Below are 23,735 nucleotides of genomic sequence, written 5' to 3' on the forward strand. Positions count from 1 at the left end.
AGTCTGAGTGGCGGAAGCACTGGCGATACCTGATGTTCCTGGGATCCTGTTCGGATCTCATTTGGGATCCCGTTTTGGGATCCCAAAATCCAAGGTAGAAGTGATGCGGCCCACTGTCAAGGGTTTCGGGACAGATGGCCGCCGCCGGCCCTATTTACCGATTGTGACTGGCCAAGACCCGGACGCGCTTGAAATGCCCGGACGCAAGGGAACAAGCCGCCGGCTTCCGCCGGCGGCTTGTCTCTGGCCTGGCTACGCCGTCTAACTTGACTGCGCGGTCGCCGGACGGATCCCTTCCTCAGTCGCCGGCACATGCGCCAGGATCTCGGCGAGTTCCGCGAGCCGGTGCGCCCGGGCCGATTCGGCGGGCGTGAAAGGCTCGCCCGGGCGGTAGAAGGTGATGGGTCCGTGCCATGCCGTCGGAATCTTAAGGAGGGTCCCGGCGTCGTTCGTTTCCCCCGGAAGCTGGGCGGATTCGGCACCGGGATCGAGGATCCGTGCGGACAGCAGCTCGGCGACAGCCAGCGGAAGCTCCCCGGGGGTCGCGGCGATGCGCGCAGCGAGGCTCAGCGCCTTGGTCTGCCCGTCAGCCATCGCCAGGGCGGTGGTCGGCCACACCTGCGGATGCCTGCCGCCGCCGTCTTCAAGCGCGTCGAGCAGCTCGCGCTCGCCAAGTTCCCCGGGTGCCGACAGTACGAATTCGTCCATCACGCCGCCGCGGACGGGATGGACATGAATGCTCAGGATATTGGCGTCCAGCAGCGCCAGCGACCGGGTGATTTTCTTCAGGGAGCCGGGCTGGTCCCGCAGAACGGTCCTGGCCCGCCACAGGGCAGGAGCGGCGCCAAGCCGGCGCCGGTGCCGCAGCGCGGGCGCGTGAAGCCAGCGCCGCAGGATCCGCGCCGCCGACGGTTCCGCCACCCAGATCACCAGGACGGTGGCCGTGAGCGTGAGGACCAGGACCTTTGCCAGGTAGGGCAGGTGTGTCTGCACCACCAGGGCATGGACCAGCAGTTCGATGGGGAGCATGACGGCGACATTGGCCACCGTGAGGCGGGTCTTGGGAGGCTCGGGCATCTGGCCGCACACTTCGCAGCTCAATTCAGCCGCGGCAGGAATCGGTGCTTTAGGCTTCATGCCTTCATCGTGTCTGGCTGCTGTTACGGGAGCATTGCCCGGGGGTTCCGATCTCGGGAAGAATTTCCGGCCGGACAGGGGTTTCCTGTTGCGTCGCGCTCTGGCCAGCCATAACGGCCGAATCTACACTGAAGAGACCATCGTGCGGAGCTCCCGTGCACCGGCCAGCTCGCACGGAAAACAGCCAACTCCGGAGAGCAAAATGCGCCTCAGCACAGGAAATTCTGGTTCTGCACGCCGCCGTGCCGCCATCGGGCTGATCGCCCTGGCGTCGCTGCTGGTCCCGGCACCCGTCATGGCCGCCAGCCAGCCGCAGTCAGAGGACGGACACTCGGTCATCGTCCTTCCCGGCGCCAAAGGTGCTGAAGGCATCGCGGCCGGCGAAGACAACACCTTTTTCGCGGGCGACCTTGTCACTGGGGACATATTCCGCGGCGACATCCACAAGGGCACCGCGAAGAAGTTCATCGACGTGCCTGACGGCCGGGTGGCGGTGGGCATGAAGGCCGATACCCGGAACGACCTTCTCTTCGTTGCCGGCGGGCCCACCGGTCAGGCCTATGTGTACAGCACCGAGACCAAGAAGACGGTCAAGACGTACCAACTAACGAAGAAGGCGTCTTTCATCAACGACGTGGCTCTGACCTCCGATGGCGCCTGGTTCACCAACTCCCAGGCGGCTGAGCTGTACTTCGTCCCCGTTGGTCACGACGGTGGCCTTGGCAAACTCCGGACTCTGAAGCTGACAGGGCCGGCAGCCGCGCTCACGAAAGGCTTCAACCTCAACGGCATCGCCTATTCCAGTGACGCGCGCCGACTGGTGGTTTCCCACTCCGACAACAAGGCGCTGTACACGGTCAGCCCACGGACCGGGGCGAGTGCCGAAATCAAGGGCGTGAAACTGCCGAATGTCGACGGCATCCTGGTGAAGGGCAGCACGGTCTGGGCTGTGCAGAACGCCTCCAACCAGATCAGCCGCCTCCGCGTGAACTTCCACGAATCAACCGCAAAGTTGCGCGAGGTCATTAAGAGCCAGCACTTCAACGTCCCGACGACGGTTGCACTCTTCGGCGATGACCTCGCCGCCGTCAACGCCAAGTTCGGGGTTCCGAACGCGAAGACCTTCGAGGTTGTCGTGGTGGACGCGCGGGGCCGCTCGCTCGACTGACGGAGACAAACGCAACACCATCGACGCCCCGTTTCACCGGGAGGGAGGGTAGCAGCCAAGTAAACTTACAATCGGACGCCAGCGCCGCCGTCGTGAGTTCCTAACCGCTACGAAAGGCGCCAATCCACCGTGAAGCTGCTGGCCGAGATGTTCACCGTTGCTCCGGCAAACAAGGACCATCGCGTCGCCATCCGGTGCGCAGTGGGGGTCTTCGTCCCGCTGATCACCCTCGTGCTGCTGGACCGCCTGGACTTGGCAATCTTTGCGTCATTCGGTGCGTTCACAGGGATTTACGGCCGCGGTGAGCTGCACAGGAAGCGTCTGTTCATCCAGGTGCGGGCCGGGTCGCTCATGTTCCTGGTTATGCTCCTGGCCACGTTGTCGGCCCGGAGCAGCGACGCGCTGGGGCTCTCGGCGTCCGCGAGCAGCTGGCTCCTGGTCCTGGCCACCACGCTGGTTGCCGGTGCCTGCTCCTTGGTCATCGCCAGGTGGCGGCACCGGCCGGCCGGCTCCCTCTTTCACATCTTCGCCTTCGCCGCGATCGCCTCCATCCCCAACCAGCCGCCGCTGTGGCAATGCATGCTGGTGGCCCTTCTGACCACGGTCTTCTGCCTGCTGCTGGGCCTGTCCTCCCGGGTGCTGCGCAGCCGCCGGACGCCGTGGGACATGCCTCCGCCCGTGAGGATCACGCCGGACGAGCGGCGGTCCGCGTGGCTTGAGGCCGTGGGCTACCTGGTCGCGGCAGGCCTGGCCGGGTCCCTGGCAACCCTCGTGGGGCAATGGCTTGGGTTTGGCCACAACTACTGGGCCATGGTGGCGGCCGTGGTTCCCCTGGTGGGCCGCACTACGCGGCACCGCGTCGCGCGCGGCGTCCAGAGAATCATCGGCACAGTGCTTGGCCTCATCCTGCTCGCGGGCATCCTGCTGCTGCATCCCGTGCCATGGCAGACCGTCCTCGTGATCGCACTCTGCCAGTTCGGCGCCGAGCTGTTTATCGCCCGCAACTACGTCCTGGCGCAGGTCTTCGTGACGCCGCTCGCGCTGATCTCGACCCTGTTGGCGGCTCCGGCTCACCCGGATCTCCTGCTCCGGGACCGGATCGTGGAAACGGTGATTGGCGCCGCCGTCGGTATTGCCGTGGTGCTCGCGCCTACCGCCTGGGCGCGGCTGCGGCGCTAGCCCTCATGCGGCCGAGCCTCATTCGGCCACGAGGAGGGCCTGCGGTGCCGCCTGTTTCATCCGCGTCTTGAGCCACCTGATCTGCAGTTCAGTGTCTCCCTCGCATTGCTTCACTATGCGCTGGAGTTCCTCGTCCCGGTCCCCCTGGGCGGCCTGGCCCACCAACATCCAGGTGACATCGATGTGATGGACCAGCACGTACAGGTCCTGCAGATCCAGCAGCAGGGCGAGGGGCCCCGAGCGGATCTCCGTCACGCCGTTGGCCGTCAGGCGGTGCTCCTCTTCGCCCTCGACATCTTCGCCGTAGCGTTCGATGACCGGCTTCAGGGCTTCGCGGTGGACGTCGCACTTCTTGGCCAGCGTCTGAAGGATTAAGTGCACGTCGGGCTCGTCCACGTGGCCCTCGGCGACCACCCGGAGCGATGCCGCCAGGGTCGCCTCCGCCTCGTCGAGCATACCGATGTAGACAGGCAGTTTCACGGCTGGCCTCCTGTGGCAGGGCGGGATGCCGCGGTGTCCGGCGCCTTGGACGGCCCGTCGCCGGCACGCAACCTTTCGACCCGGACCGCGGCATTCTTGAAGACCGGCTGCTTGGACACCGGATCCCATTCGGTGATGGTGAGTTCGTTGGCCGCCCGGGTGGGGCTGGCGGGCGAACCACCCTCGGACGTTCCGCCGTCGGGCGTGTCCCAGTACCCGTAGTGGAACGGTGCGAAAACGGTACCCGGGCGGATGTCCCCGACCCGCACGGGCACTTCGAGGCGGCCACGGCGCGAGGTGACCCGGACGATGTCCCCTTCCTTGCAGCCGGCGCTTGCCGCGTCCTGGACGGACATTTCGATCCACGGCTCGGGGGCGGCGTCGTTCAGGCGGCGGCTGCGGCCGGTCTTGGTGCGTGTGTGGAAGTGATAAACCGTCCGGCCGGTGGTGTATCGCAGCGGGTAGTCGGCGTCGGGCTCCTCGTGCGGCGGACTGTAGTCCAGTGCCTTGAACCACGCCTTTCCGGGCTGGACCGTTGCCTTGTAGACGGTTTCGCCGGTGGTGGCGCCGGTGAGGAGATCGTGCCCGTAGGACTCGCAATACTGCGGGGTGGTGGGGAATTCGCCGTCGGTGTAAAGGCGCTCGATGCCGTCCGGATGCGCATCGGTGCAGGGCCACTGGATGCCGCTGCCGCCCTTCAGTTTCGCGTAGCTGAGCCCGGTGTAATCGCAGGGCCGGCCGCGGGAGCACTCCTTCCATGCTTCAAAGCCGTCTTCCGGGCCCGACCAGTCAAGCAGCGGCCGGCCGTCCTTGTCTTTGAACTCCATCCGGCGCGCATAGTCGAGGAAGACATCAAGATCACTCTTCGCCTCGCCCGGCGGATCCACGGCCTTTTCGGACAGATGGACGGTGCGGTCCACGTTCGTGAACGTTCCGGTCTTCTCGCCCCAGGCCGCGCATGGGAGGACGACGTCGGCGCACTGGGCGGTCTCGGAAAGATAGATGTCCTGCACCACCAGGAAGAGGCTGTCCTTCCGGAGGATGTCCCGGATCCGGCTCAGCTGCGGCATCGACACTGCCGGATTCGTCGCCGAGATCCACAGCAGCCCGATCGATCCCTGCTCGGCGTAGCGGAAGATCTGCAGGGCATGGGTGGGAGGTGCCCAGTGCGGGATGATGCCGGGGTCCACGTTCCAGATACCGGCCAGCTCCCGGACGTGCTCCTCGTTCTCCCAGTTGCGGAAGGCGGGCAGATCGCCGTCGGCGCCGCATTCCCGGTTGTTCTGCGCGGTGGGCTGGCCGTTCATCTGCAGGACGCCGCGGCCGGGGGAGCCCAGCATGCCGCGGAGCAGATGCAGGTTGTTGACCTGGCAGGCCGATGCCGTGGCGTGGGCCGACTGGTAGAAGCCCTGAAGCACCGTGGAGAGCACCCTGTCGCTCGTACCGAAAATTTCGGCGGCGCGGCGGACGTCCGCAGCGTCCACACCGCACGTTTCGGCAACCCTTTCCGGCGTCCAGGGGTCCACCACGCTGCGCAGCTGCTCCACGTTGGCCGTGTGCCGCTCAATGTAGTCCTCGTCGATCCAACCGTTGGTGAAGAGTTCGCGGATCAGGCCGTTCATCAGCGCAAGGTTCGTCCCCGGATGAACCGGCAGGTGCACCTCGGCGCGGCGGGCCACCTCCGTGTCGCGCGGATCCACGCACACCAGCCGCGGCGGGTTGGGGCCGTCCAGCCGGTCCAGCACCCGTGACCAGAGAACCGTCTGCGTCTCGGCCATGTTGTGGCCGTACAGGAACATGGCGCTGCAGTGGTCTATGTCCGTGTAGCTGCCCGGCTGGCCGTCCGCGCCGAAGGATTCCTTCAAGGCCGCGGCGGCAGTGGCGGTGCACAGCCGCGTGTTGCCGTCCATGTGCGGCGTTCCGATCCCGGCCTTGCCAAGGATTCCCAGGGCGTAGTACTCCTCCAGGAACAGCTGGCCGCTGGTGTAGAAGCCGTGGCTGAGCGGTCCCTTGCTGGCCAGCAGGTCCTTGCTCCGGTCCACGATCCGGCCCATGGCGGTGTCCCAGTCCGTCTCCACGAGCTGGCCGTCCACCCGGATCAGCGGGCGGGTCAGCCGGTCCTTGTGAGTCTCGCCCTGCCAGCTTCCGTACAGCCCCTTGGGCCCCAACCGGCCGCGGTTCACCCGGTCCTGCACGCGGCCGCGGATGCCCACCATGCGGCCGTCCTTGACGGCGATGTCACACCCGCAGCCGTTGCTGCACAGGACGCAGGCCGACTGCACCCACTGGTCCACGTCGTCCCCGGTCAGCCCCTCCGCCAGGAACTGGTCCACCCGCTCGGGCCAGTCCTGGCCGCTCCCATAAGGTGTTCGCTCGCCCCAGATCTCCGTAATCCGGTCCGTCATCGGTTCACCCTCCAGCGATGGTAAGTGCGCTTGGTGTTCCTAGAGTACTCGCCGCCCTCGCGCGTTTGACCGGCCCTGGCCCGCACGACCGGCCCTGGCCCGCACGACCGGCCCTGGCGGGGCCGGTCATGCGCTCAAGGGCCGGTCAAACGGAGATCAGGTTCGTGCCGCAGTGATCGCGTGGGGGACGGTCGCCAGTGCGACGACGGCCAGGAGGGCCGCAGCGCCGAAGACGTAGAAGCCCCACGGGTACGCGATGCCTGCCGCCACCAGCGTCCCGGTCACGGCAGGGCCCATGATGGCGCCAAAGCGTCCCACGCCGGCGGCGAAGCCGAGGGCGGTCCCGCGGAGCCGGGCCGGGAAGAGCTGGCTGACCCAGGCATAGACCAGGACCTGCGAGCTGAAGACGAAGACGCCTGTGACAAAGACGGCGGCGTTGAGGAGGAACTCGCTCTGGATTTTGACGCTGAGCACGGCGAGGAAAACGGCGGAGAGGCCAAACCAGAGCAGGACGATCTTCTTGGTGCCGTGCTTGTCCGCCAGGATGCCGGCCACGATCAGGCCCACCACGGCGCCGACGTTGAGCACGAGCAGCAGGACCAGCCCGGTGCTTACGGTGTATCCGGCAGCGGACATGAGTTGCGGCAGCCAGGTATTCAGGCCGTACACGAGGAGGAGCCCCATGAACGATGCCACTGCAATGCCGAGTGCCACCAGCGGATAGGGCTTCTTTGTGAGGTCGCGGAAGCTGGCGCGTTGGCCGGCCGGATCGGCGGGCAGCAGGGACGCAGGCGCAGCCTCGGGCTCGGCGGCGGGGACTGCGATCGGGCGGTGTGTGCGGGCGTTCGTCTGGGGCGGGCGGACTTCCGCGTCCTGGAGTTCGGCGCCCTCCTGCGCATGTACAGGGGGCAGTGTTTCCGGGAGCCGGAACCAGAGGAACGGCACCAGAACGAAGCCGGCAAGTCCGCCCACCACGAACATGATGCGCCAGTCCGGCACCACCATGATGGCTAGAAACGCAGTGGCCACGGCGCCCACGTGGTAGCCGGTCATGGTCCGGGTAGTGGACTTCCCGGCGGTGCCGGCCGGGGCGTAGTCGTTCATGTACGCCAGTGCAGCCGGCAGGCAGGCGCCGAGGCCCACGCCGGCGAGGAGCCGGAAAACGCCGAACATAGCCACGTTGGGGGCGAACACCACGGCGATGGTGAAGAGGGAGAACCAGGCTACGCACGCCACGAGCAGGCGGCGGCGTCCGAACCGGTCGGAGAGGGGAGCAATGAACAGCGCGCCGATGCCCACGCCAACGAGGGAGATGGTGGCTGCATAAGTGGCTCCCACGGCGTCGAAGCCGAGTTCGTGGGTCTTGATCAGGGTGGGAATGACGGTGCCCAGCACCACCAGGTCGAATCCGTCCAGCATCATGGCCAGCCAGCAAAGCCAAACGGGCCACTGTGAACGGCGGGCGACTGAGAGCGTTGACATCGGAACCTCGTTGTTCGGGTTGAGTTGTTCGGGTGGAGCCTGTCTGTGGGGGCTGTCCGGAGCCACTGCTTCGAGCCATAGGTCCGAGTAGTGGTCTCGAGTGACTGTCCGGCAGCGGAAACTGCGCAACTGGTCGGGCGGCCGCGCAGGCCGCGGCGTCGTCCGACATGAGAGTTGTATCACCCACGGGTGTAATCTGGGACAACTTATACCGTTGAATGGAAGCAGAACGCCTTGGCCAACTCAGTTTCCGGAGACTCGGTGGTGGACCGGGTGGTCCGCGTCATCGCAGCCTTTCCCGAGGGTGTCAGCGTCCTGCAACTCTCGGAGCTGGCCGAGCGGGCGGGGCTGCCCCTCACCACGGCCCACCGGCTGGTCCGGCAGCTGGCACAGCACGGCCTGCTCGAGGCCGGGGCCGGCGGCTCGGTGCGGTTGGGCCTGCGGCTGTGGGAGCTGGTCAACCGCAATTCGCCCACCCTGGCGCTGCGCCAGGCGGCAATGCCGTTCATGGAAGACATCCAGCATGTGCTCAACCAAAACGTGAACCTCGCCGTGCTCGACGGCTGGGAGGCGCTCTTTGTGGAGCGCCTGTCCCGCCGTGGTTCCGTGGCAAACCGTGCCCAGATCGCCGGGCGCCTGGCCGTGCACGTGTCCTCGGCCGGGCTGGCGCTGATGTCGCACCAGCCCCGGTCCGTCCAGACGGAATACCTTGAGCAGTTCACTGATCCGGCCGGAAAGGTGACGGCGGAGGAACTCCGGGCACTGCTCAGCGAGGCCGCCCATCAGGGTTATGCCCAGCTGGCCGGTGTGATCGACCCCGATACGTGGGGCATTGCGGTCCCCGTGCTGGACGGCCGGAAACTGGCGGTCGCCGCGCTCGGCGTAGTTGTTCCCCTGCGGGAGGTGCGGCTCCAGGCCCTGGTCCCGGCGTTGCAGACCGCGGCCCGCGGCATCGGGCGGCGGCTTGGTGACGCCGGCACGTTGACTCAATTCCGATCAACGGAATCCTTGTAACGCCGAACACACTCCCCGGCGCACACTGTTAGCCACAAGAACTTACGGCCCAGTGGTCCAGAGTGATCCAGCAGAGGGCCCCGCGACGAAGCGAGGAACGACATGGCAGCACGCAAAATCATCACCACCCAGGTGGCCATCATGGGCGCAGGCCCCGCCGGCCTCATGCTTTCCCATCTGCTGGCGACGGCGGGCATCGAATCCACTGTGATCGAGATCCGCAGCCGCCAGGAGATCTCCGAGACCGTTCGCGCCGGCATCCTGGAACACGGCACGGTCAACATGCTCGTGGACAGCGGAGTCTCCGACCGGGTGCTCCGCGACGGCGACAGGCACGATGGCATCGAACTGCGCTTCAACGGTGAGAGCCACCGCATCGACTTCAAGGACCTGGTGGGGGAGAGTGTCTGGCTCTACCCGCAGACTGACGTTTTCATGGACCTCGCTGCCCGCAGGGAGGCCGACGCCGGAGACGTCCGCTACAGCGTCACGGACACCACGGTGCACGACATCGAGGGCAATCCCAGGGTGTGGTTCACGGACGCCGACGGGGTTGAGTACGAACTGCAGGCAGACTTCATCGCCGGCGCGGACGGTTCCCGCAGCCATTGCCGGTTCCAGATCCCCGAAGCGCACCGCCAGTGGTACTTCCACGAGTACCCCTTCGCCTGGTTCGGCATCTTGGCCGAGGCGCCCCGCAGCTCCGACGAACTCATCTATGCCAACTCTGAGAAGGGTTTCGCACTGATCAGCCAGCGCACGGAAACCGTCCAGCGGATGTACTTCCAGTGCGACCCGAACGAGGACGTGAACAACTGGAGCGAGGAGCGGATCTGGGAGGCCTTCCGGAGCCGGGTCAATGGCAACGGTTTCGAGCTTAAGGAAGGGCCAGTGATCGATAAGATGGTCCTGAAGTTCCGCAGTTTCGTCCACACGCCAATGCGCCACGGCAAGCTCTTCCTGGCCGGGGATGCCGCGCACACCGTGCCGCCCACCGGCGCCAAGGGCCTGAACCTGGCGATCCACGACGTCAAAGTGCTGTTCGAGGGCCTCGACAGCTTCTACAGGACCGGCTCGTCGGTCCTGCTGGATTCGTACAGCGACCGCGCCCTGGACCGCGTGTGGAAGGCGCAGCAGTTCTCGTACTGGATGACGTCCATGCTGCACACCCCGGCGGACGCCGATGATTTCTCCCGGGCGCGCCAGCTGGGCGAGCTCAACTCGGTGGTGTCGTCCCGGCACGGGCAGGCCTACCTTGCCGAGGCCTACACGGGCTGGCCTTCCGCCTAGCTCGGTCCGCATCCCTCTCTCCGCACAACCGGCCCCGGCCAGGGCCGGTCAAGCTGCAGACCGCCGTCGGGGATTAACATCGGTCCATGGAAGCCATAACCATCATCGGGGGCGGCGTTGCCGGCCTGGCGCTCGCCGCGGGCCTGGACCCTCAGCGCTTCGACGTCACTATCCACGAGCAGCGGCCCGGTCCGCCCACGGTGGAATCGTCTCTCGCCATGTGGCCGGAGGCGCAGAGTGCGCTGGCGCTGCTCGGGATCCTGCCGCACATCAGGGGCGTGGCCGCTACGTTCGGCGGGATGGCCCTGCGGGATGCGGCAGGCAATTCCTGGATCTCGCCGGAAGTGCGCGGAGTGCTGGGCGTGTCCCGGGCCGACCTCCTCGGGCTGCTCGGGGCCGCGGTTCCCCGCAGCGTGCGCCGGGTGGCGACGCGGGTGGAGGACATACCGGCGTCGGGGCCGCTGGCGTCAGGCCTGCTGGTGGGTGCCGACGGTGTCCACAGCGTGGTCCGGCGCGCCTTCTGGGGTGGACGCTCGGAAGCCACGCAGTCGCCCTACCTGGCGTTGCGAGGTGTCCTTGCCGATCCGGTCGCCGCGGATTCCGGCGGCGAATACTGGGGCCGGGGGAAGCTGTTCGGCATTACGCCGGCCTCGGGCGGCAGGACCTACTGGTACGCCTCATTCCGTTCGGACCTTGGACCGTCAGGCGTCGACGTTGCCGAGGCGCTGCAGCAGACCCGGGGCCGGTTTGCGGGAAGCGCGCCCGCCATCAGGCAGGTGCTGGAAACGGCCACTCCGGCGACGTCCCTCGCCCAGCGGATCTGGACGGTTCCAATCCTCGGCAGCTATGAACGGCCGGGTGCTGTGCTGGTGGGCGACGCCGCGCACGGCATGACGCCGAACCTTGGGCGGGGCGCCTGCGAGGCGCTGGTGGACGCCGTCACCCTGGCCGAGCTGCTGAACTCGCGGTCCGTTGCTGAGGCGCTCAGGGCCTACAACAGGAAGCGGGTCCTGCGGACGCAGCTGCTGCGCCTGGGCTCCTCCGGCATGACGCGCCTCGCGCTCGCCGAACGTGCGCAGCCCGTCCGCGACCGGCTGCTTAGGCTCGCCACCCAGCAAAGCCCGGCAGGCGCCGTCGGGCGTTCCTGACCCGGACGGACGGTCCCGGCCCGCACAGGCGGCCCTGGTCCCGGACGGACGGGCAAGGGCCGGTTACAGAGTGGATGCCCGACGGCGGTGCCCTAGTCCTGCTCCAGCGTCTCCGTGAGGTGGTGCGTGGGGATCCGGTCGCGGTCGTAGGTGATCTCGGTGTAGCCGTGCGGCTCTGGTTTGCCGTGCGCACTGAGGTTCACGAACACAATCTCCTCGATGGTGAGAATGCTCTGGCGCGTGATCATGTTGCGCACCTCGGCGCGCATGGTCAGCGAGGTGCGCCCGAAACGCGTGGCGGTCAGGCCCATTTCGACCAGGTCGCCCTGCACCGCGGAGCTGACGAAGTTGATCTCGGAGATGTATTTGGTGACCGCACGGCCGTTGCCCAGCTGGAGGATGGCGTAGATCGCCGCCTCCTCGTCGATCCACTTCAGCAGGCTTCCGCCGAACAGCGTGCCGTTGGCGTTGAGGTCCTCGGGGCGCACCCATTTGCGCGTGCGGAAAGTGATGTCTGCGGTTGCCATACAGCGAGATTAGCCGACGGCGGCCGGCCGGCTCCGAGTGTGACGGCCGCGGCCTTGCCCCGGGCCGGTCTTGCGGGCCAGGGCCGGTTGTGGGCATGAGGGCGGGTCAAGCCATGGCCGTGTGCGCCGCGCTGTGGGAGTCGATGGACTTGGCGTAGCAGTAGGAGTGCTCGACGCCGATGTAGGGGCCGAAGTTGGACACCGGTTCGAAGCCGGAGTTCTCGTAGAAGTTCCGGCCGTCCGGCTGGGCCGAGCCGGCTTCGGCCGTGACGCGGGTGATGCCCTGGGCGTGGGCCTCCGCCTCGAGGGCCGCCAGGATGGAGCTGGCCACGCCGGAGCCCCGGGTGTAGGGCAGAACGTAGAGGCGCTTGATTTCGGCGGTGTTCGAATCGAGTAGCCGCAACCCTCCACAGCCCACCGGCTGGCCCGATCCCTTGTCGTACGCCACCAGGAAGACGGCGGTGTCCACCTCCGACGGCTTCGGCCCGGGCTCGTGGTCGGTGCAGCCGAAGCGGGCATCGAGTTCCGCCTGCTGCGCCGCCCGCAGATCGGCACCCACCGGGTTGGACCAGCTGACTTTCCGAATGTTGAGCCTGGGATTGGTCTGCATCTCTGCCTCGATTCGCCGAAGGGTTATGCATATCAAGCCTAGGTGGCCGCCGTTTCCGCCGTGTTTCCCGTGCGTAAGCGTCCAGAGAACAGTGCCGCAACCAGGCCGCCGGCTACCCTGCCGAGCGTCCCATCGGGTCTTCGGCAGTGGGGTCAGCCAGGGCCAGGCCGCCCACGGGGCTGGCATCCCAATGGATCAGGGTCCAGCCGGCGTCGGGATCGCCTTCCAGTGCCACAATGCCGGTGTTCGCGAGCACGTGCCGCGCCGCAAATTCCATGTCGATGTTGTCCGCCCGGAGGCCTGCCCAGACGCGGATGGCGGCCCCGTGGCTGACGATGGCCACGGCACCGGGGTCCGAGGCTCCGGCGGTCACTTTGGCGATCGCGGCATCGTAGCGCTCGAAGAACTCGTGTCCGTTCGGGCCGGCAGGCATCCGCTTGCCGAAGTCTTTGTTGGCCCAGGCGAAGACCGTTGTCATGTACCGCCGGTGAGCCTCGTGGTCCGTGAGCTTTTCAAGGGCGCCGGCCTCGATTTCATGGATTCCGTCCAGCACCTTGACGTCCAGCCCGAGTTCGCGGCCCAACGGCGCCGCGGTGATCTGGGTCCGGAGCAGCGTGGAGGCGTATAGCGCACTGATCGGCTCTTTCACAAGCGCCTTCGGCAGAGCTTCCGCCTGGCGTTCTCCAAGTTCCGTCAGCCCGGGTCCGGGGTGGGCGGTGTCCAGCTGCCCCAGCACGTTCCCGGGCGTCTCTCCGTGGCGGATGAGCAGGAGCCTCATGGTTCGCATTCCTTTTCGTCGTCGTGAAGGTGAGCGGGACACGCTGGAAACGCGGCCGGAAACGGCGGCGGTGCCGGGCAGCGAGGCCCGGCACCGCCGTCGTACTTTATTTCAGGTGGTCCACCAGCTGGTCCGCGATGCCCGTGTACTTGCCCGGCGTCAGCGCGAGCAGGCGGGCCTCGGCATCCGCCGACAGCCCGAGGCTCTGGACGAATTCCTGCATCCGGGCGGCGTCCACGCGCTGCCCGCGGGTGAGGTCCTTGAGCCGCTCGTACGGGTTTTCCATGCCTTCGACGCCGGCAATCGCCTCGGCGCGCATGACCATCTGGATCGCTTCGCCCAGGACTTCCCAGTTGGTGTCGAGGTCCCCGGCGAGCACGTCCTCTGCCACGTCAAGGCGGTCCAGGCCCTTGGCCACGTTGGAGATCGCCAGCAGTGAGTGGCCGAATGCCACGCCGATGTTGCGCTGGCTGGAGGAGTCCGTGAGGTCGCGCTGCCAACGGGAGGTCACGAGGGTTGAGCCCAGCACGTCCAGGAGCCCGGAGGAGATCTCCAGGTTGGCCTCGGCGTTTTCAAAGCGGATCGGGTTGACCTTGTGCGGCATCGTGGAGGAGCCGGTGGCGCCCGCCACGGGGATCTGCGCGAAGTAGCCGATCGAGATGTAGCTCCAGATGTCCGTGCACACGTTGTGCAGGATCCGGTTGAAGCGGGCGACGTCGGCGTAGAGCTCGGCCTGCCAGTCGTGGCTTTCGATCTGGGTGGTCAGCGGGTTCCAGGTCAGGCCCAGGCCCTGGACGAACGACTTGGAGACCTGCTGCCAGTCGGCACCGGGAACGGAGGCGACGTGGGCGGCGTAGGTGCCGGTGGCACCGTTGATCTTGCCGAGATACTCGGTCTTGGCGATCCGGTCCAGCTGGCGGGTCAGGCGGTGCGCGATGACCGCGAGTTCCTTGCCCAGCGTGGTGGGCGTGGCCGGCTGGCCGTGGGTGCGGGACAGCATGGGGACGGCGCGGTTGTCCTCGGCCATCTTGCTGATCTGGGCCACGAGGGCCCGCGCGGCCGGCAGCCACACGTCCTCCACAGCACCCTTGACGCCGAGCGCATAGGAGAGGTTGTTGATGTCCTCGGAGGTGCAGCCGAAGTGCACCATGGCGGTCAGGTTCTCGATGCCGATCGCGGGAAGGCGGCGGCCGATGTAGTATTCCACGGCCTTGACGTCGTGGACCGTGACGGCCTCGATTTCGGCTAGTTCGGAGACGGAGGCGGCGTCGAATTCGGTGACGATCTTGCGGAGCCGGTCCTGCTGGTCCGCGGTGAGAGGACCAGCGCCGGGTAGGACGTTGTTGCTGGTCAGGTGGATGAGCCACTCCACCTCGACGGCCACGCGGTCGCGGTTGAGGGCGGCCTCGGACAGGTAGTCAACGAGGGGCGCGACGGCGGACTGGTAGCGGCCGTCCAGCGGGCCGAGCGCAATCTGTTCCGGAGACGCGGCGAGGGCCAGGCGTCCGGAGGGCGTACGGGTATCAGCTGTGGCGGCAGTTTCAGGCATGCCCTGATTCTTTCACGAACTTCTGCGCCGGCTAAAGCGCGCGGTTCGTTGTGACTTCTCCCCAACAGGACGCACCCCCGACGTCTGTCCACATAGCCGACGGCGGGTGTTCCGGAGCGCAGCCACGCTCCGTAGCGTCGGAGGCAGGAGGGAAAACCGGCGGGTGCCGGGTGCGGCAGAAGAAGGAGGAGTAACCGGATGAGTGCCAGCATCAGCGCGGCTGACGCCGCGGCGTGTTCATCACGCAGCTTTGAAGTCCAATTGCTGGCGCGGCGTTTGGAGGCGTGCGCAGGACAGGTTGAGGAGGCGCTTTCACGGCTGTCGCGCCTGCAGCTGTCTGGCTGGCAGTCACCGGCGGGCAGGGCGTTCCGGGAAAGCGCAGGACTGCAGGCCGGAGCCCTGCGCCGGGCCCGAGAGCGGATGGACTCGGCCGCTGCGTCCGTGCGAAGGCACGCCAACAATGTGTCCTTGTCCTCCCCGCGGACTGCGGCTGGCGGGTTCTGATGGCCGAACTTACGCCGTCTGAAAGTGGAGGCCCGCTGCTGCCGGTCGAGCCGGCCTCGGACGGATTCCTTTTGGTACGCGGCGGTGCAGGCGGAATCGCATTCCAACTCGAGGAACTCTCGGCAGGGGCGACCGAGCTCAACGCCCTTGCCCGGGATCTGGCTGCCGTGGAACTGGATGCGCATAGGGTCTGGACGGCACTGGGCCCGTACCAGAATGATTCGCCGTCCAGCGGGATGGAAGCAGTCACGGGCGTCTGGGAAGGACGGCGTGCCGTCGCGGCCGTGCGCGAGGAACTGCAGGACATCGCCAGCCAGGTTCAGGCGTGCAAGCGCGACTATGAAGCCGCCGAACAGCGAAGCCTGGCCAGCCTCCGCTCCGGCATCGATGCGCTGAGGCTCCTGCCGGCTCAAATAATGGATCTGCATCTCGGAGGCCTGGGCGATCCCCTCCGCGCGGACTTTAGCAGGCTGCTGAACCGGGACAGCATGGAGGAGGTCGCGGGCAACTACGCGGTCCTCCTTGCCCTATTGGGGGTGAATTCTCCGGCCCTCCTCGGAGCCGTCACTATGGCGGCGGCCACCGGGATGAAGGGATCCGGCGTCCCCGATGTCATCCGCATGCTTGCCGGCGGTGTGATGCCGCAACTCAGGCCTCGCCCTGTCACTGCAACAGCAGCATCCACGTCGGCGATCACCCTTGACGCTTCGTCTGCCGGCCTTCTGGCCAGGGCCGAGACCGTGGATGAGGACGGCCTCGGCAAGATCGAGATCATCCGGACGGAACAGGGCGGTCACGAGGCTTTCATCGTCATCATTCCCGGCACGCAGCCGGGTGCCGCAGGCGGTTCCAACCCCTTCGACGAGTACGGCATCGCCGAAGGCCTGGGGTATGGCTCTGAACACACGGGGGCCGCGATCCGGGACGCGCTGCGGCAGGCCGGCGCGGAGGCTGGTGCCCAAGTCGTGGCCGTCGGCTACAGCCAGGGCGGAATTCACGCCATGAACCTCAGCCAAGATAAGGCTTTCCTCGCGGAATATGACCTCAAGTACGTGCTGACGGCAGGATCACCGGTAGGCGGCATCAACCCCGAGCCGGGCATTAGCACGCTGCATCTCGAACATCGTCAGGACTGGGTTCCGGGAGCGGACGGGGTGCCCAGCCCCGACACGCGGGACCGCGTTACGGTGACAGTCCAAAACCGGGTGCTGACGCCTCTGGGGGAGGAGCCCGGTCTGGGACCGGGCCACAGACTGGCCAACTATGAAGCCGGCGCCAGGGCCATCTCGGAGAGCGGCGACGCGTCGCTCGTGGCGTCCACCGCCGCGCTTGCGGGCGTCGTGGGCGCCGGCGGAGCGGCAACCGCCACTCGCTTCCAGCTGGTCCGCGCACCGCAAGCGCCGGTAGCCACACGGCGGTACGTGGACCGGCGATTGCCCAGGCAAGCGGACATCCGGCCCACCGGCGGCCGATGAACCCCTGTCATTCCGCTTTTACCGGCGGCGCGCCCCGGGGATCCTGTCGGCCACCAGGGAAATGATGGTGATGACGATCGCCGCCAGCACGGCCGTCCAGAAGAAGGAGTCAATCGTGAAATGCACCGGCGTGTAGCTGCTGATCCAGGACGTCAGGTACAGCATGGCCGCATTGATCACGATCGTGAACAGCCCGAGCGTGAGGATGGTGATGGGCAGGGACAGGAAGCTGATGACGGGCCGGACGAAGGCGTTGACCACGCCGAAAATCAGCCCAATGAACAGGTAGGCCAGGATGATGCCGATGGCGTTGGTGCCCTGGCTGACACCCGTCTTGGCCACGGCCTCGGTGGTGGCCGCAGTGGAGATGTCCAGTCCGGGCAGAATCCAGCTGGCAATCCACAGCGCCAGTCCGTTGATGAGCACCCGCACGATGAAAGATCGCATGCGCCCATGCTGTCACATCGAGCTTGGAACGGGTCCGCGGGCGGAGACCCTCCGCCTCGGGTCGCAGGACTGGGGTCCGGACGGTGCCCCGGGTCCGGCCGGAGCCGGGGCACAGAAAGGGCGAAGTAGGCTAGTTGGCATGACTTCATCAGAGACCATGGCGGGCGGCGTCAGGCCGAGACCGGTAGTTGACCGGCTGCCCCGCTACGCCGCAGGCAAGCCGCCCGTCGCCGTCGACGGGCTGGCCAGCTACAAACTGTCGTCCAACGAAAACCCGTTGCCGCCCATTCCGGCCGTCGTCGAGGCCATTGCGGCCCAGACCGACTTCAACCGCTACCCGGACCCGCTCAGCACGAAGCTCCGGACCGCGCTCGCCGAATTCCTGGACGTGCCCGCCGAGGACATCGTCACCGGCGCGGGCAGCCTCGGCGCCCTTAACCAGTTGCTGACCACTTTTGCGGGCCAGAACGACGACGGCAAGGCCGACGAAGTCATCTACGCCTGGCGGTCGTTTGAGGCCTATCCCATCTGTGTAGGTCTGGCAGGTGCCGAGAGCGTCCGGATTCCCCTCACGGCGGATGGCAGGCACGATCTCGATGCCATGGCCGCGGCCGTCACGGTGCGCACCAAGGTGATCCTGCTCTGCACACCGAACAACCCCACCGGTCCCATCCTGACGGCTGAGGAAACCGAGCGCTTCATCAACGCCGTTCCCTCAGATGTCCTGGTGGTCATCGACGAGGCTTACCAGGAGTTCGTCCGGGCGGAGAACGCCGTGGACGGCATCCGGATGTACCGGAAATACCCCAACGTCGTGGTGCTCAGGACCTTCTCCAAGGCGCACGGACTCGCGGGCCTGCGCGTCGGCTACAGCATTTCGCAGCCTGAGCTGACCCAGCACCTGCGGGTCGCTGCCACCCCCTTCGCGGTGTCCCAGATCGCCGAGCAGGCCGCGGTGGTGTCGTTGCAGAATTTCGACCAGGTTGTAGAAAGGGTACAAAGCCTCGTGGATGAGCGGGACCGTGTGACGGCCGGTCTGCGAGCCCTGGGCTGGTTTGTGCCGGAAGCCCAGGGGAACTTCGTGTGGCTGGATCTGGGCGAGAACAGTGCTGAATTCTCACGGTTGGCGGGGGAACGGGCGCTTTCCGTGCGCGCTTTCGGCACCGAGGGCGTACGAGTCAGCATCGGCGAGCCCGAGGCAAACACCCGCTTCTTGGAACTCTGTGCAATCTATACAAAACCGCCACGGCGTTCCTAGCGCTTAACAAACGTCCGGGCCTACCTACGCCGGATAAAGTAAGGAACAGTAAGCCAAAAATATATGCCGCATCCGGAATGCATTCCCGATGCGGCATATATCCCAGCGACATTGCAACGCATCCGGATGCGGCAAGCAAGGAGACGGCATGGGCGCCACACATCTGCCCTCCACCGAGTTCGACGGAACCGAGGTGGACGACCAGCTAGAGGCCGAAGCCGAGGCTGCCTTGGGCGAGCCCCGGACCGAAATGGTCCAGCTGCTTGGGCCGGACGGCACACTCGGGACGGACTCCGTATTCTCCGAGTACGCCGAAAGGCTGGACGCCGAAAAGCTTCGCGGCTTCTATGCCGACATGGCGGCCATCCGGCGCTTTGACCAGGAGGCCACGGCCCTGCAGCGCCAGGGCCAGCTGGCCCTTTGGGTTCCGCTGACGGGGCAGGAGGCCGCGCAGATCGGGTCTGGACGCGCGAGCCAGCCGCAGGACTACATCTTCCCCACGTACCGCGAGCACGGTGTTGCCCTCACGCGGAACGTGGACCTGGCGGAGCTTTTGCGGCAGTTCCGCGGCATCTCCAACGGCGGCTGGAACCCCAAGGACACCAACTTCCACTTGTACACGCTGGTCCTGGCTGCCCAGACGCCGCACGCCGTGGGATACGCCATGGGAATCCAGCGCGACCAGCGGTTGGCAGAGGCGAACGGCCTGGCTGACTCCCAGCCGGCTGAACCTAAGGCCGCCGTCATGGTCTATTTCGGCGACGGTGCCAGTTCCGAGGGCGACGTCCACGAATCCATGGTGTTTGCCTCCTCCTATAAAGCGCCAGTGGTTTTCTTCTGCCAAAACAACCACTGGGCCATCTCAGTGCCCACTGCGGTGCAGACGCGGATCCCGCTGTCCAACCGTGCCAAGGGTTACGGCTTCCCGGGCATCCGCGTGGACGGCAACGACGTCATCGCCGTGCACGCCGTCACCGAATGGGCCCTCGAGCATGCGCGCCAGGGCAACGGCCCGGTGCTGATCGAGGCCTTTACCTACCGCGTCGGCGCCCACACCACAGCGGACGACCCCACCAAGTACCGGGAGTCCTCCGAGGAAGCGCTGTGGCGGGCCAAGGACCCACTGGAGCGACTCGAGAAATACCTTCGCTCCGAGGACATGGCCGATGACTCCTTCTTCGCGAAGGTCGCGGCTGACGGCGACGAACTCGCCGCTTACATCCGCAAGTCCACGTACGATTCCGAGACCCCGGACATCAGGACTGCCTTCGCCAATACCTACGTGGAGGCCCACCCGCTCGTAGCCGAGGAACTGGCCTGGTTCGAGGAATACACCGCCGGATTCGCCAGCGAGGACGCCGCAGAAGGGGCTGGCCACTGATGACCACCATGACCATTGCCAAGGCCATCAACGAGGGCCTGCGCGCCACTCTCAGCAACAACCCCAAGACCCTGCTGATGGGCGAGGACATCGGGCCGCTAGGCGGCGTCTACCGCGTCACCGACGGCCTGATCGGCGAGTTCGGTGCCGACCGCGTGGTGGACACCCCGCTGGCGGAATCCGGCATCATCGGCACCGCGATCGGCCTGGCCCTGCGCGGTTACCTGCCCGTCTGCGAGATCCAGTTCGACGGTTTCGTGTTCCCCGGCTTCAACCAGATCACCACACAGCTCGCCAAGATGCACTCACGCAGCAACGGGAACCTGACCGTCCCTGTCGTCATCCGCATCCCCTACGGCGGCGGCATCGGCTCGATCGAGCACCACTCGGAGTCGCCGGAGGCGCTGTTCGCGCACACCGCCGGAATCCGCATCATCACCCCCTCCAATCCGCATGACGCCTACTGGATGATCCAGCAGGCCGTGGACTGCCAGGACCCTGTGATCGTCTTCGAACCCAAGCGCCGCTATTGGCTCAAGGGTGAGGTGGACACCCAGACGGCAGGCCTCGCCGAGGACCCCTTCAAGGCGCACGTTGTGCGGGAAGGCACCGACGCCACCGTAGTGGTCTACGGTCCGCTGGTTCCCGTGGCTCTCGCGGCGGCCAACGCCGCCGCGGAAGACGGGCGCAGCATCGAAGTCATCGACCTCCGTTCCATTTCGCCGATCGACTTCGACACGATCGAAGCGTCGGTGAAGAAAACCGGACGACTGATCGTGTCCCATGAGGCGCCCACCTTCGGGGGCATCGGCGGAGAAATCGCGGCCCGGATCGGTGAACGCGCCTTCCACTCGCTCGAGGCTCCGGTCATCCGCGTGGGAGGCTTCCACATGCCCTACCCCGTGGCCAAGGTGGAAGAGGATTACCTTCCGGACATCGACCGCATTCTTGAGGCGCTGGACCGGGCTTTCGCCTACTGACGCTGTCACCCGCTGACGCTTTCGCCTACTGACGTTTCCGCCTCCGGCCGCCTCCGGGCGCCTGCCGGCAAGCCTGAGCTTTCGAAACCCGAGGACCCCATGACGCTTAACAAGTTCAACCTCCCCGACGTGGGCGAGGGCCTGACCGAGGCAGAGATCGTCTCCTGGAAGGTCAAGCCGGGCGACACTGTGGCCATCAACGATGTCCTCTGCGAGATCGAGACGGCCAAGTCCCTCGTGGAACTGCCGTCGCCTTTCGCCGGCACCGTCACGGAACTGCTGGTGCCGGAAGGTGTGACCATCGACGTCGGAACAGCCATCATCAGCGTTTCCGACGCTGTCTCCGGCGACCCCACGCCCGCCGACGTCCCGGCGCCTGCCCTGCAGGCGGCCGAGCCGGCTCCACTCATGTACGGAAAACTTCCGGACGACGCCGAGGATGCGGCCGCCGGGGCTGGCGCCGCCGTTTCTGGCGGGCAGGGAGTATCCGACGGCGGTGCAGCGGCCGGCGGCCTGGCCGGCGGTCCGCTGGTTGGCTCCGGTCCGAAGGCCGATGCCGTCAGGCGCCGCCCGCGGAAGGCTTCCGTCCCGCAGGCCGGGCCGGTGCTTTCGACAGCTCCGACGGTCCAGCCTCTCGAGACCCGCGGTTCCGCGATTTCGACAGGCTCCTTCACCGCTCATGCTCCCGCGACTTCGACAGGATCCATCACCGGCCCGGACAAGCCCACTTTCGGCGGGACCATCACCGGGCTGATGAACAAGGTCCTTGCCAAGCCTCCGGTGCGCAAGATCGCCCGGGACCTGGGGATCGACCTGGCCGATGTGGTTCCTACCGGCGCCCGGGGCGAGGTGACCCGGGAGGACCTGGTCAGCTACCAGGCCCAGCGGGACGCGGAACTGGACCAGGCCGACACCTTCTGGGGCAAGTCCGGACGGCCCCAGGACCAGCGGATCGAGCGGATCCCGGTCAAGGGCGTCCGCAAGGCCACGGCGAAGGCGATGGTGGAGTCCGCGTTCGCCGCACCGCACGTCAGCATCTTCGTGGACGTCGACGCTAGCCGCACCATGGAGTTCGTCAAGCGACTCAAGGCCTCCCGCGACTTCGAGGGCATCAAGGTGTCCCCGCTGCTGATCCTTTCCAAGGCAGTCATCTGGGCGGCAGCACGCAACCCCAGCGTGAACGCCACGTGGGTGGACAACCCGGACGGCAGCGATTCTGCCGAGATCCAGGTCAAGCACTTCATGAACCTGGGCATCGCGGCGGCCACGCCGCGGGGCCTGATGGTCCCGAACATCAAGAACGCCCAGGACCTTTCCCTCAAGGAGCTGGCGCTGGCGCTGAACGATCTCGCCACCACCGCCCGTGCCGGCAAGACCCAGCCTTCCCAGATGCAGGGCGGCTCGCTCACCATCACCAACATCGGCGCCCTGGGCATCGACACCGGCACGCCCATCATCAACCCGGGCGAAGTGGCCATCGTCGCCTTCGGAACCATCAAGCAGAAGCCCTGGGTCCTGGACGGTGAGGTCATTCCGCGCTGGATCACCACGCTCGGCGGGTCCTTTGACCACCGTGTGGTGGACGGCGACCTGTCCGCCCGCTTCATGGCCGACGTTGCCGCGATCCTTGAAGAGCCTGCGCTGCTGCTTGACTGACAGCGTTCTGGCGGCACCTTAGACTGACGTCACCGGGGGCCACAGGATGACGGAGGGCCGGCCATGCACGAAGAGCGGAACCTCATGAGCATCCGTGCCAGGAACCGTGTGGCATGGTTCCTCTCGGAGGCCTTCCAGCCGCCCGTCACGGTGGGTCTCCTGCTCCTGTTCAGCCCCGCGATTGAACCCGGGTTCCCCGGTACGGTCTGGTTCGGAGCGCTGGCCGTGCTGTTTGTGTGCGTGCTGCCGTTCGCCCTCGTGCTGCTGCTGGTGCGGCTCGGCAAGGTCACGGACCACCACGTCAGTGACCGCAGGCAGCGGGCACCGGTTCTGGCCATGGCTGTGGTGTCGCTGCTGGCCGGGCTGGGACTGCTGACAGCGATTCACGCCCCGCGGAGCGTGATTGTCATGGTTCTGGCGATTGTCAGCGGGGTTGTGGTGCTCGCCGTCATCAGCCTCTTCTGGAAAATCAGCGGGCATGCAGGGGCGATCGCCCTGTCGACGGCCATCGCCGTCATCATGCTGGGCGCCCCATGGATTCCGCTGCTGCTGCTGATCCCCGCCGTCGGCTGGTCCCGCGTGGTCCTGCGGGCGCACACCGTTGCCCAGGTTGTTGTGGGTGCGCTGATTGGCGGCGGGGTCACCACAGGATTGTGGTGGTTGCTGAGGGAACTGCTGGTCCGCACCGGCTGAGGCCGGCGGCCGCGAAGGTAAGACGACAACAGCAAAGACGGCGGTAAGCGGGCCTCAGTAGGCCGGGTAGGTGGTCAGCAGCTGTGCCAGGGCGGGATCGGAGGCGAGGCTGGGCAGGTTGACCGCGGCGGCAATCATCACCCCGGCCAGGGCTGCAATGCCGCCGGACACGGCGGTCAGGAACTTCCAGTCATCGCGGATGACACTCTGCAGGGTGTCCGGCAGGCGGAGGTCCGGGGAGATGAGGTTTGGGGCGCTGTCCACGGAGCCGTCGTCCAGCAGCGCAATGACGCGGCCCGCGCTGCGGTCCAGCCGCATGGAGCAGATGTGGTTCCCGTGGCGGGCGAGGAGGATGTCGTGGCCGACGAGCTGGCGTCGCTGAAGCGTAAGCATTTAGTCCCTGGCGGTAGTAGGTGCTGGCTTGTCCGCACCATCGGGGGCACCTTCAATTTTACCGTTTGAACTGGGGCTGATCTCCGGAAATACGGGTGAGACTACCCACCAGGGCGCGTGACCCGGGTCAAGTCGGGCGGGTTTCGCCGGGTCCCCCGGCGCGGGGTGGGCCGTACTAGAG

General features: G+C 66.6%; 21 protein-coding genes. 11 read left to right on the plus strand and 10 right to left on the minus strand.

What is annotated here, in order from left to right; genetic code table 11:
* Nucleotides 1–261 precede the first annotated feature (261 nt).
* On the minus strand, nucleotides 262–1,137 hold the full coding sequence (locus LQ144_RS20155; protein WP_230120808.1) for an ACT domain-containing protein: 876 nt from the start codon (nucleotides 1,135–1,137) through the stop codon (nucleotides 262–264).
* Nucleotides 1,138–1,339: 202 nt separating this feature from the next.
* Here LQ144_RS20155 and LQ144_RS20160 point away from each other — a divergent pair, with 202 nt between their 5' ends.
* Both LQ144_RS20160 and LQ144_RS20165 read left to right on the plus strand, forming a co-directional pair.
* The gene (locus LQ144_RS20160; RefSeq protein WP_230120810.1) at nucleotides 1,340–2,305 is read left to right on the plus strand and encodes a hypothetical protein; all 966 of its coding nucleotides are present in this window, start codon (nucleotides 1,340–1,342) and stop codon (nucleotides 2,303–2,305) included.
* A gap of 129 nt (nucleotides 2,306–2,434) precedes the next feature.
* Nucleotides 2,435–3,484 carry an FUSC family protein gene (locus LQ144_RS20165; RefSeq protein ID WP_230120812.1) on the plus strand — a complete coding sequence of 350 codons (1,050 nt, stop codon included), beginning with the start codon at nucleotides 2,435–2,437 and terminating at the stop codon, nucleotides 3,482–3,484.
* 18 nt (nucleotides 3,485–3,502) lie between these two features.
* Here the strand turns inward: LQ144_RS20165 and LQ144_RS20170 are convergent, their stop codons facing one another.
* The 3 genes from LQ144_RS20170 to LQ144_RS20180 all read right to left on the minus strand — a co-directional run bounded on the left by LQ144_RS20170 (nucleotide 3,503) and on the right by LQ144_RS20180 (nucleotide 7,851).
* Nucleotides 3,503–3,964, minus strand: a complete 462-nt coding sequence (locus tag LQ144_RS20170) for a hypothetical protein (RefSeq protein WP_230120814.1) — start codon at nucleotides 3,962–3,964, stop codon at nucleotides 3,503–3,505.
* Nucleotides 3,961–6,369, minus strand: a complete 2,409-nt coding sequence (locus LQ144_RS20175) for a nitrate reductase (protein ID WP_230120816.1) — start codon at nucleotides 6,367–6,369, stop codon at nucleotides 3,961–3,963. The genes LQ144_RS20170 and LQ144_RS20175 overlap by 4 nt, the downstream gene beginning before the upstream one ends.
* A 156-nt stretch (nucleotides 6,370–6,525) precedes the next feature.
* Nucleotides 6,526–7,851 (minus strand): aromatic acid/H+ symport family MFS transporter, encoded by a 1,326-nt coding sequence (locus LQ144_RS20180; protein WP_230120818.1) that lies wholly within the window; start codon nucleotides 7,849–7,851, stop codon nucleotides 6,526–6,528.
* 234 nt (nucleotides 7,852–8,085) lie between these two features.
* On the opposite strand from LQ144_RS20180, the gene LQ144_RS20185 reads away from it, so the two are divergent.
* The 3 genes from LQ144_RS20185 (at nucleotide 8,086) to LQ144_RS20195 (ending at nucleotide 11,303) form a co-directional block, all read left to right on the plus strand.
* The gene (locus LQ144_RS20185; RefSeq protein WP_230120819.1) at nucleotides 8,086–8,865 is read left to right on the plus strand and encodes an IclR family transcriptional regulator; all 780 of its coding nucleotides are present in this window, start codon (nucleotides 8,086–8,088) and stop codon (nucleotides 8,863–8,865) included.
* Nucleotides 8,866–8,967: 102 nt separating this feature from the next.
* Nucleotides 8,968–10,155: a 4-hydroxybenzoate 3-monooxygenase gene (locus LQ144_RS20190; protein WP_230120821.1), complete on the plus strand. Its 1,188-nt coding sequence runs from the start codon at nucleotides 8,968–8,970 to the stop codon at nucleotides 10,153–10,155.
* An 86-nt stretch (nucleotides 10,156–10,241) separates the two neighbouring features.
* Entirely contained in the window at nucleotides 10,242–11,303 is a 1,062-nt protein-coding gene (locus LQ144_RS20195; protein ID WP_230120823.1) for an FAD-dependent monooxygenase, read from the plus strand.
* Between the two features lie 92 nt (nucleotides 11,304–11,395).
* On the opposite strand, the gene LQ144_RS20200 is transcribed toward LQ144_RS20195, so the two are convergent.
* The 4 genes from LQ144_RS20200 to purB form a co-directional block, all read right to left on the minus strand.
* On the minus strand, nucleotides 11,396–11,830 hold the full coding sequence (locus LQ144_RS20200) for an acyl-CoA thioesterase (RefSeq protein ID WP_230120825.1): 435 nt from the start codon (nucleotides 11,828–11,830) through the stop codon (nucleotides 11,396–11,398).
* A 106-nt stretch (nucleotides 11,831–11,936) separates the two neighbouring features.
* Nucleotides 11,937–12,440: a GNAT family N-acetyltransferase gene (locus tag LQ144_RS20205; protein ID WP_230120827.1), complete on the minus strand. Its 504-nt coding sequence runs from the start codon at nucleotides 12,438–12,440 to the stop codon at nucleotides 11,937–11,939.
* Between the two features lie 112 nt (nucleotides 12,441–12,552).
* Nucleotides 12,553–13,218, minus strand: coding sequence for a histidine phosphatase family protein (locus LQ144_RS20210; RefSeq protein WP_230120829.1), 666 nt, complete (start codon nucleotides 13,216–13,218; stop codon nucleotides 12,553–12,555).
* Between the two features lie 106 nt (nucleotides 13,219–13,324).
* Nucleotides 13,325–14,767, minus strand: coding sequence for an adenylosuccinate lyase (gene purB / locus LQ144_RS20215; RefSeq protein WP_230120831.1), 1,443 nt, complete (start codon nucleotides 14,765–14,767; stop codon nucleotides 13,325–13,327).
* A gap of 503 nt (nucleotides 14,768–15,270) precedes the next feature.
* Between purB and LQ144_RS20220 the strand changes: the two genes are divergently transcribed.
* Nucleotides 15,271–16,746 (plus strand): hypothetical protein, encoded by a 1,476-nt coding sequence (locus LQ144_RS20220; RefSeq protein WP_230120833.1) that lies wholly within the window; start codon nucleotides 15,271–15,273, stop codon nucleotides 16,744–16,746.
* An 18-nt stretch (nucleotides 16,747–16,764) separates the two neighbouring features.
* On the opposite strand, the gene LQ144_RS20225 is transcribed toward LQ144_RS20220, so the two are convergent.
* Nucleotides 16,765–17,193: a phage holin family protein gene (locus LQ144_RS20225; protein ID WP_230120835.1), complete on the minus strand. Its 429-nt coding sequence runs from the start codon at nucleotides 17,191–17,193 to the stop codon at nucleotides 16,765–16,767.
* Between the two features lie 139 nt (nucleotides 17,194–17,332).
* Here LQ144_RS20225 and hisC point away from each other — a divergent pair, with 139 nt between their 5' ends.
* From hisC to LQ144_RS20250, 5 genes are all read left to right on the plus strand, one after another.
* Nucleotides 17,333–18,451 (plus strand): histidinol-phosphate transaminase, encoded by a 1,119-nt coding sequence (gene hisC / locus LQ144_RS20230; RefSeq protein ID WP_230120837.1) that lies wholly within the window; start codon nucleotides 17,333–17,335, stop codon nucleotides 18,449–18,451.
* Nucleotides 18,452–18,599: 148 nt separating this feature from the next.
* Nucleotides 18,600–19,832, plus strand: coding sequence for a thiamine pyrophosphate-dependent dehydrogenase E1 component subunit alpha (locus tag LQ144_RS20235; protein WP_230120839.1), 1,233 nt, complete (start codon nucleotides 18,600–18,602; stop codon nucleotides 19,830–19,832).
* On the plus strand, nucleotides 19,832–20,812 hold the full coding sequence (locus tag LQ144_RS20240; RefSeq protein WP_230120840.1) for an alpha-ketoacid dehydrogenase subunit beta: 981 nt from the start codon (nucleotides 19,832–19,834) through the stop codon (nucleotides 20,810–20,812). The genes LQ144_RS20235 and LQ144_RS20240 overlap by 1 nt, the downstream gene beginning before the upstream one ends.
* A gap of 99 nt (nucleotides 20,813–20,911) precedes the next feature.
* Entirely contained in the window at nucleotides 20,912–22,468 is a 1,557-nt protein-coding gene (locus tag LQ144_RS20245) for a dihydrolipoamide acetyltransferase family protein (RefSeq protein ID WP_230120842.1), read from the plus strand.
* A gap of 63 nt (nucleotides 22,469–22,531) precedes the next feature.
* Entirely contained in the window at nucleotides 22,532–23,161 is a 630-nt protein-coding gene (locus tag LQ144_RS20250; RefSeq protein WP_230120844.1) for a phosphatidic acid phosphatase, read from the plus strand.
* A gap of 54 nt (nucleotides 23,162–23,215) precedes the next feature.
* Here the strand turns inward: LQ144_RS20250 and LQ144_RS20255 are convergent, their stop codons facing one another.
* The gene (locus LQ144_RS20255; protein WP_230120846.1) at nucleotides 23,216–23,554 is read right to left on the minus strand and encodes a hypothetical protein; all 339 of its coding nucleotides are present in this window, start codon (nucleotides 23,552–23,554) and stop codon (nucleotides 23,216–23,218) included.
* Between the last annotated feature and the right edge of the window lie 181 nt (nucleotides 23,555–23,735).

The sequence above is a fragment of the Arthrobacter sp. Bi83 genome (assembly GCF_918698095.1).
Lineage (GTDB): Bacteria > Actinomycetota > Actinomycetes > Actinomycetales > Micrococcaceae > Arthrobacter.

What these genes read in the sequence shown, in the direction of transcription:
- LQ144_RS20235 (WP_230120839.1), top strand. Translation starts at nt 18,600, where the DNA reads ATGGGCGCCACACATCTGCCCTCCACCGAGTTCGACGGAACCGAGGTG.
- LQ144_RS20175 (WP_230120816.1), bottom strand. Translation starts at nt 6,369, where the DNA reads ATGACGGACCGGATTACGGAGATCTGGGGCGAGCGAACACCTTATGGG.
- LQ144_RS20220 (WP_230120833.1), top strand. Translation starts at nt 15,271, where the DNA reads ATGGCCGAACTTACGCCGTCTGAAAGTGGAGGCCCGCTGCTGCCGGTC.
- purB (WP_230120831.1), bottom strand. Translation starts at nt 14,767, where the DNA reads ATGCCTGAAACTGCCGCCACAGCTGATACCCGTACGCCCTCCGGACGC.
- LQ144_RS20255 (WP_230120846.1), bottom strand. Translation starts at nt 23,554, where the DNA reads ATGCTTACGCTTCAGCGACGCCAGCTCGTCGGCCACGACATCCTCCTC.
- LQ144_RS20210 (WP_230120829.1), bottom strand. Translation starts at nt 13,218, where the DNA reads ATGAGGCTCCTGCTCATCCGCCACGGAGAGACGCCCGGGAACGTGCTG.
- LQ144_RS20250 (WP_230120844.1), top strand. Translation starts at nt 22,532, where the DNA reads ATGCACGAAGAGCGGAACCTCATGAGCATCCGTGCCAGGAACCGTGTG.
- LQ144_RS20225 (WP_230120835.1), bottom strand. Translation starts at nt 17,193, where the DNA reads ATGCGATCTTTCATCGTGCGGGTGCTCATCAACGGACTGGCGCTGTGG.
- LQ144_RS20190 (WP_230120821.1), top strand. Translation starts at nt 8,968, where the DNA reads ATGGCAGCACGCAAAATCATCACCACCCAGGTGGCCATCATGGGCGCA.
- LQ144_RS20205 (WP_230120827.1), bottom strand. Translation starts at nt 12,440, where the DNA reads ATGCAGACCAATCCCAGGCTCAACATTCGGAAAGTCAGCTGGTCCAAC.
- LQ144_RS20155 (WP_230120808.1), bottom strand. Translation starts at nt 1,137, where the DNA reads ATGAAGCCTAAAGCACCGATTCCTGCCGCGGCTGAATTGAGCTGCGAA.
- LQ144_RS20200 (WP_230120825.1), bottom strand. Translation starts at nt 11,830, where the DNA reads ATGGCAACCGCAGACATCACTTTCCGCACGCGCAAATGGGTGCGCCCC.
- hisC (WP_230120837.1), top strand. Translation starts at nt 17,333, where the DNA reads ATGACTTCATCAGAGACCATGGCGGGCGGCGTCAGGCCGAGACCGGTA.
- LQ144_RS20245 (WP_230120842.1), top strand. Translation starts at nt 20,912, where the DNA reads ATGACGCTTAACAAGTTCAACCTCCCCGACGTGGGCGAGGGCCTGACC.
- LQ144_RS20180 (WP_230120818.1), bottom strand. Translation starts at nt 7,851, where the DNA reads ATGTCAACGCTCTCAGTCGCCCGCCGTTCACAGTGGCCCGTTTGGCTT.
- LQ144_RS20240 (WP_230120840.1), top strand. Translation starts at nt 19,832, where the DNA reads ATGACCACCATGACCATTGCCAAGGCCATCAACGAGGGCCTGCGCGCC.
- LQ144_RS20160 (WP_230120810.1), top strand. Translation starts at nt 1,340, where the DNA reads ATGCGCCTCAGCACAGGAAATTCTGGTTCTGCACGCCGCCGTGCCGCC.
- LQ144_RS20195 (WP_230120823.1), top strand. Translation starts at nt 10,242, where the DNA reads ATGGAAGCCATAACCATCATCGGGGGCGGCGTTGCCGGCCTGGCGCTC.